This window comes from Streptomyces sp. NPDC005799, assembly GCF_040630525.1.
In the GTDB taxonomy this organism is placed as follows: Bacteria; Actinomycetota; Actinomycetes; order Streptomycetales; family Streptomycetaceae; genus Streptomyces; species Streptomyces griseorubiginosus_B.
Genome location: NZ_JBEXXQ010000146.1, coordinates 1 through 4,980, shown reverse-complemented (window position 1 = coordinate 4,980; position 4,980 = coordinate 1). Strand labels below are relative to the sequence as shown.

The window sequence follows — 4,980 nt, the reverse complement described above, 5'->3', positions numbered from 1 at the left end:
ATTACAAGAGCCCGATCGACGAACGTGACTACCGAGCCACCCTCACCGAGGGACGGGCCGCATAGATCGTCTCCACACTGCGAGGGGATTGACACCCGCCTCGACCTCAGGCTCACGGCATAACTGCACATTTGGCCAGCAGGATCTTCGGGGAGTCGCCGTCCGGGGATCGGATTACTCAATGACCGGACGACCCGCTTCGTGAAAGCGCGAGGCTATGAACGCCGTCAAGTTGAGGAACTAAGGACACTTGCCTCTAGTCCTCATCGTGGCAGCCAGGCCAACTTAGCCCCCGTGATAGGAAAGTTGGCGGCGCCCAGTGTTATGCCTAGCAAGGCGGAGCCTGATCCGCCCACTGCATGTACTCGTCGTCACGAGCTGAAAAACTCTCTCCTGTCAGGACCCGGCTACAGGTTGTGTAACGCGACGGAGATCAGGTCACCAGCGCTGGATGAATGGAGATCTGGCAGGCGCGAGTGGCTCGGGCGTACGGGCTCCGTGATTCTTTTGATCACGCCGCCGATCTTGCGCACGTGGCCTGACGCAGGAAAACTCCCTTGATCACGATTCTGGGACACTCCCGGCTGACCTGCAGATCGATTCGCAACGCCAGTCGGAGCGACGGACGCACGAGCTTCGCAAGAGGAAGATCTTGCCGGACAGGAGCGACTGAGCGGCTAGCACATACTCTCCCATGCACCCCACCTCAAACTGGTCGAAGGAATCTGATATCCGCTGCCGACGCAGCTGGCTGTCCACCATGGCCTGGACCACGTCAGAACGCCTCATCAGACCGTCGGCACCAGATGAGGTAGACGGGAAAGAGATTCGCTCCAGGCGTGCAAGGTGTCATCCTCCCCGCAGTTTCCACTGTACATAGGAGAGAAGGATGTTGGAGGACAAACATCGTCCTCGGAAGGACCAGAATCTCGATCACTTGCTTGATATGCTGAGTCGTGCGGCCGCCGAGTACGAGCCTGATCGTGAGCGAATTCTGAACAGGATCAAAAAGGGGCAAGCCAGGGATGTACCCAACCCCTGCGGGTACGCACTGGGATCACTGTTCCGGGTTCTCGCCAAGGGCTTTGGCAAGAGGCGCAAGTGAGGGGCTGGCGGTTACTAGGAGGGCAGTTGTGACAGCAATCAGGGACGCCGTCGTGTTCGTCACCGGAGGCGGCCGAGGTATCGGCAAGGCGCTGGTCGAGGAGCTCTCCGAGCGCGGTGCCCGCAAGGTCTACGCCACGGTCCGTGCCCCACGTACGGGTGCCGCACCCCGATGCCGTTCCGGTGGCGCTGGAGGTCACCGCCCCGTCATCCGTCGCGGCGGCTGCCGAGCAGGCTCAGGATGTCACGATCTTGATCAACAACGCCGACGCCTCGGTGCGCGTCCCGTATCTCGACTCCTCCATGGAGGACGTGCGCCGGGACATGGAGACCAACTTCTACGGGCCGCTGCTGGTCACCCGGGTCTTCGTGCCGATCATCAAGCGCAACGGCGTGGGCCATATCCTCAACATCCACTCCGCCCGGTCGTGGCTGGCTGACACCACGGCCTACCACGCCTCCAAGGCCGCCCTGTGGTCGCAGACCAATTCTCTGCGCCTGGATCTTGCCGTGCGGCATCGCGGTGACCGGGCTCCACGTGGCCTTTTGTGGACAGCGCCATGGCGGCGGGTGTCGACGCGCCCAAGGCCGCCCCCCGCGACGTCGCCGTGGCCGCACTCGACGGCATCGAGTCAGGGGAGCACGAGGTGCTGGCCGACGGCATCTCCCGTGTCCGGCGTGAATCACTGCCGCTGGAGAGCTGATGGCAAAAGCAGATCGCCGCTCGGGCCGCAGGGTGATGAATTCCTCCGGGGCTCGTGTGCACGCGTCGCGCTTGCGAGGCCCTGGCCGCGAAATCTAAAAGGATGAATATATGCGATTCTTCAAGTTCAGCCCGATTGCCCAGTCCAAGAAGATGATGGTAACCGGCGCTCTGCTCGCGTTCGGCGCCGTGGGTGTCAGTGCAAACAACTCCTACGCGGACTGGTCGGCGCAGGCCGGCTCCGGTGCCTTCTTTACGTGCGTGTCGAACTGCCAGGCAGGCGGGGTGGGGCACGTGACCGCTGGAGACCAGGTCAAGCCCAACAGCACTGGACAGGTCAGCCGGGGCGACATCGGTGCTTGGCCGCGTACCGTGATTATCAAGTGCAAGACCAACAGCGGGGATTTCGGGATGACGTACAACGTGACCGTCCAGGACAGGAACTGGGTCGGCCTGTGGAACATCCCGAAGTCCGAGCTGACCAACCCAATCAACGACAGCTCCTACCCGACCTGCTGAGACGCGTTTGAAGTCAGGGCTTCGGCGTTGTCGTGTGGGCCCGGTTTATGGCGGTCTGTCAGCTCGGTGGTACCCGGAACGTGGCAGGCACGGACTTCCCAGGATCACAGAGCGTAGAGAACTCCATGATCACGGGCATTCGTGCCCGTTCCGCATCGGACCCCGCCAACCTGGCCAACCGTCGGGAAGCGGGCCGACTACGCCGAAGCCTTGAGGTCCTGGGTGGTGGCTTCGGTGATCGCGACCGACTTGATGGGGTGGCTGAGTCCTTCCAGGACCGGCGTGATCTCTGGACCGCGTCGCCGACCGCCTCCCTGGAGGATCCAACAGCGTGGTCAGCGCCCCGACTTGTGTCTTCGCGGTATCGATCACCACACGCCAGCAGCACAACTTGGCAGCACCTCTCGCTGTATTCTCACGCCAAGCCAGATCGCGAGATCAGCGGGAGGTATCTCGCAGCAGGAGAGATAAGCCATACTCGGAGAGGTTATTAATCATGAAGAGAGCTCTGTCCGCAAAGGTTCTGACGATGGCCGCCATTGTTGGCGCCACAATCCTTTCCACGAGTAGCGCCGCGGTCGCTGCGGGGCTTCCGAGCCAAGCCAATGTGACGGGAACCGGCCAGGTTACTAATTCCTATGCAAACGGCGGCCGTTACATTCCCTACGATGTTTTGATCGACGCCGCGAGCGAAACGGCGGAGTACGTGGCGGCACGCCAATGTGATTCCGGCGAGATTAGGACCAAGCATCTCAAGTGGATTTCCGGGCCCGGCTACGTAGATGACCCGAGCAGCAAAACGCAAATTGCGACGGTTCAGATATCCACCACGTGTTGGTGAGTCAGGTGTGACGAGCACGGGGCCAGTCGGGTAGTAACGCACCCTCGCGGCCGTCTCCATCCCATGGAGAGCGACGTTCAGGAGCGCGGGGCTGATCACCCCGCCCGAGGGCTTCCCCTCCTGGGTCAGGGTGAACCGACCGCATCGACCACGTCGGCCATCAGCCACTGCCGCACTGTGCCCCGGGCGGGAAAGGTGCCGAGCTGAGCAAGAAGGTGGTCGTGGTCGATGCGGTCGCACGCCGCCGCCAGATCCGCGTCCAGGATCCACGCGCGTCCGTGGTTCTTCCCGTTCAGCGTGTTGTAGATGCCCCCCTCGCCTCAAACTGGGCCGCCCAGTCGGGCTCCAACGCATTCGCCACCCGGGCCTGATGACACCGGTCGGTGATCACCTGTGCCTCCAGGACCGCGAGCCGGGCCAGGCCGCGGGAGTGCCGACCGGCGGGCAGCGACAATGCTGCGTCCGCCGGGGGCACGTTGGACACACCCCGGCGTCGCCGAGCGACGCCGATCCTTCCTGGCTCGCCTGGCCGACCCGCGACTGACCGGACTGAGCAGCACAGAACTCGCCCAGCTCTCCGCCGAGTTGGCTCCGCTCCAGGCAGCACGGGCTCAGGAACGCTACAGCGAGCAACGCGGCGGACGCGCCCGACGCGCCACCGGCAACCAGCGGTCCAAGCCCCTGTTCGACGATCCGACTCGGGTCATGCTCACCCTCCTCTACCAGCGGCAGGTCTGCTCAATGAAGCTGATAGCCGACATGCTCGAGGTGACTCCCGAACGCATCGGCCAGCTCGTGGCCGAGACCCGACGGGTGCATGAGGACCACCGCCACCAGCCCGGATACGCGTCGACCCGATTCACTACGGCGACCGAACTGCTGGCCTTCCCCGACACGGCGGAGACACCGCGACGTACCTCAATCATGGAGAAGCTGTCCCATCCGCGTCTGACCGGCATGTCCCGCGAAGACCTGGGCGCACTCGCTCGCCGGCTTGCGCCACGCCAGCTCGCCCGGACCGAACGAGCCTCCTACCAGCGCCGAGGCGCCGATCGCCAGCCGGGCAGCCGCGGCGGCGTCTTCCCCAAGAAGATCGGAGACGAAGAGCGCGTCGTCCTCGCCCTCCTCTACCTGCGGAAGCTCTGCACCATGGACGTTCTCGCCGAGGCATTGGGCGACGTGAGCAGGTCCTCGATCGGCAACACCATCCGCGAAATCCGCCCCCTGCTCGCCGAAGCCGGACTCCTCCCGACCCCGGCCGACACCCGCTACCGCTCCGCCGCCGATCTCCTCGCCGCGTCGGCTGTTAGCAAGGACGCTCTGAAGAAGATCAGCCGCGAGGTGCGGTCCTGGCACCTGCACCGGCGCACTGACCTGTCTTTCCAGGAGCTCGCCCGCCGGATCAACCCGGTCGTGGCGGGATGGGTCAACTACTACGGCCGGATCCGGCCCTGGGAGTTGTATCCCCTCCTCATGCGCATCAACGCCTACCTGGTGCGCTGGATCCGCCAGAAGTACAAGCGGCTCGCGACGAAGCGGAAGGCCATCGCGAAGATGCGGGAGATCGCCCGGCGATACCCCTACATGTTCGTGCACTGGCGGCATACGACCGCCGCCGCCTCGGCTTGGTGATCAGGACGGCAAGAGCCGTATGACGAGAGATCGTCACGTACGGATCTGTGAGGGCCGAGGGGTGAAAACCCCCTCGGCTACTCGGCGTTGGCAGCCTGGTCGGCCTTCTCCGGGATGACACCGCGGATGCGGCGTCGCCGCAGGTAGGCGCGGTTCGCGCGGGAGGAGTACGCCCTGTCCG

At 64.0% G+C, this 4,980-nt stretch carries 3 protein-coding genes and 2 pseudogenes; 4 read left to right on the top strand and 1 reads right to left on the bottom strand.

Translation table 11 applies throughout. The features are described 5' to 3' along the window. The first annotated feature begins 1,133 nt into the window (after positions 1 to 1,133). From ABZ453_RS50420 to ABZ453_RS50405, 4 genes and pseudogenes are all read left to right on the top strand, one after another. Positions 1,134 to 1,808: pseudogene (locus ABZ453_RS50420) on the top strand (SDR family oxidoreductase). A 110-nt stretch (positions 1,809 to 1,918) separates the two neighbouring features. Further along, complete coding sequence (locus ABZ453_RS50415) at positions 1,919 to 2,326, top strand: hypothetical protein (RefSeq protein WP_359026717.1); 408 nt, start codon at positions 1,919 to 1,921, stop codon at positions 2,324 to 2,326. Between the two features lie 496 nt (positions 2,327 to 2,822). Continuing rightward, positions 2,823 to 3,167, top strand: coding sequence for a hypothetical protein (locus ABZ453_RS50410; protein WP_359026715.1), 345 nt, complete (start codon positions 2,823 to 2,825; stop codon positions 3,165 to 3,167). A gap of 585 nt (positions 3,168 to 3,752) precedes the next feature. After that, positions 3,753 to 4,799 carry a group II intron maturase-specific domain-containing protein gene (locus ABZ453_RS50405; RefSeq protein WP_359026713.1) on the top strand — a complete coding sequence of 349 codons (1,047 nt, stop codon included), beginning with the start codon at positions 3,753 to 3,755 and terminating at the stop codon, positions 4,797 to 4,799. Between the two features lie 86 nt (positions 4,800 to 4,885). Here ABZ453_RS50405 and ABZ453_RS50400 read toward each other — a convergent pair. Next, a pseudogene (locus ABZ453_RS50400) lies at positions 4,886 to 4,980 on the bottom strand (IS5/IS1182 family transposase); the annotation flags it as partial.

What these genes read in the sequence shown, in the direction of transcription:
- ABZ453_RS50410 (WP_359026715.1), top strand. Translation starts at nt 2,823, where the DNA reads ATGAAGAGAGCTCTGTCCGCAAAGGTTCTGACGATGGCCGCCATTGTT.
- ABZ453_RS50415 (WP_359026717.1), top strand. Translation starts at nt 1,919, where the DNA reads ATGCGATTCTTCAAGTTCAGCCCGATTGCCCAGTCCAAGAAGATGATG.